This is a genomic window from Paenibacillus ginsengihumi DSM 21568 (genome assembly GCF_000380965.1).
Lineage (GTDB): Bacteria > Bacillota > Bacilli > Paenibacillales > NBRC-103111 > Paenibacillus_G > Paenibacillus_G ginsengihumi.
In genome coordinates this window covers 1-1,650 of sequence record NZ_KB905682.1, presented here as the reverse complement: position 1 = coordinate 1,650, position 1,650 = coordinate 1, and the positions used below count along the sequence as shown (strand labels likewise).

The 1,650-nt window shown below is 50.6% G+C and carries 1 protein-coding gene; it reads right to left on the bottom strand.

The genetic code is table 11. From position 1 onward, the window contains the following. Positions 1 to 197: 197 nt before the first annotated feature. Positions 198 to 1,535, bottom strand: coding sequence for an IS1380 family transposase (locus F591_RS0126960; RefSeq protein ID WP_019537634.1), 1,338 nt, complete (start codon positions 1,533 to 1,535; stop codon positions 198 to 200). Positions 1,536 to 1,650 lie beyond the last annotated feature (115 nt).

Genomic DNA, 1,650 nt, shown 5'->3' with positions numbered 1-1,650 from the left:
CCTGAATCCGTGACATGGATTTAGCCTAAGTTACAGGTTTGGTATTTTGTGGATGATTTTAGTGATTTACCTGGAAAGAGGAGTTCGAATGGATCATCATTTTGTGCCTTTCAGTCTGCATCATCTGTTTGTAGGCATGCCAAATAAGCCTGTCTTTTTGCAGGTCATTGCATGGGGTTGGACGGCATTTCGCTAGTTTAAGCAAATGCTTGGTAGATGCGTCTTGCGGTGAGAAACCAAGGACTGTTGCAGCCAAAGTTAAGAGCGATTCTCCCGGCGTGACGGACGAACCGTGCCGCCATATACACGATGTTCTGGATCACCGTGCGAATACGTCTACGTTTCACGTTACCGCGAACAGGGGCATCGTCTCCCCGGAGACTTTCTTGACCCATGATGCGCAACAGATTGTACGCCACGACTCCCGCGTGCAGCACCAGATCGTTCGTGGCGAATTTCCCCGCCGGAAGGCGTTCCAGGTCCAGATCGGTCTTGATTTCGCTGTGAAATTGCTCGCTTGTGCCATGATCACGGTACAGTTCAATCACACGCCAAGGCGCACAACGCAGCGATGTCCAGTACACATGAACGTCAATCTGGGGAATGAGAAGCAGTTGACCGTCAGGCTCCATCGTCCGTTCGATGACGTGAAAGACTTGCCGCAGCTTCGGTTCGAACCCTTTTTGGGCAAACTCGATTGCACCCACATATTCGATTTTGCCTTCCCGTTGCTGACAGGCGATTCCCCTTGTTTTTGCGATGGCGAGCCATGCTTCTTTGGGCGATTTGCGCAGGTTGACCTTGATGATGTAGTCGGTGCCCGGATGCCGGTGACAGACATGTAAATTGTCCATACTGTCATTGCCTGCATCCATCCGGACGAGCAGCCTGCGGTCGGTGACACGCCGGGCATAGTGAATGCTTTGCTCCAGAAACGCAGCCGTATCCTTTTGACAATGTACGCTGCCTTCCCGCAGCTCCACGTTAATGCCATAGCCTTCTTGACCGAGATAGGCGAAGATGGGGGCATAGCCGTCCATGCCTTTATAGGTTCGAGATACTCCTTCTTTCTTAGTGCCAGAATTGTCGAAAGGGGAAACGTCCAGGTCAAGGGGGACATAGCTTTCTTCACCGGCAAGAAGACCCGTCAATGGAGCCTGGATCTGACGTAGGAGGTCGGCAGACTCCTCCAGCAAAATCTGGTTCCAGTCCGCTTTTTCGGACGAAGCAGCAGCATCCAAACGCTGGCGAAGCGTCGGACTGGACGGCACTTTATTCACCTGCATGCAAATGGAAAAAACATCATCCTTGCGAAAGGGTTCGATGTGGTCAAAATCGCTCTTGCCTTGGCAGAGCAATCCCAGGTAGCTTTTCATCACATCCGCGTGAGAGTGGAACGGATGTTCAACCTCTTTGATCACCGAATGGTTCAATCGTTTGGTTAACTTGGTATGGGCAAGCAGGGCACCGACCGTAGCCAGCCCCGCATGAGTGCTTAGAATGAGCTCTTTGGATCGCACAAATTGGATTTTCATAGATGTACCTCGACGGTGAAAAGTAGAATTGGGCTATAATCCTACTTTTTCTCCATCGTATACGTATTTCCTTCAATTTTCTCGTTTTTTAAGCGAGAAGTTTCACGGATTCAGG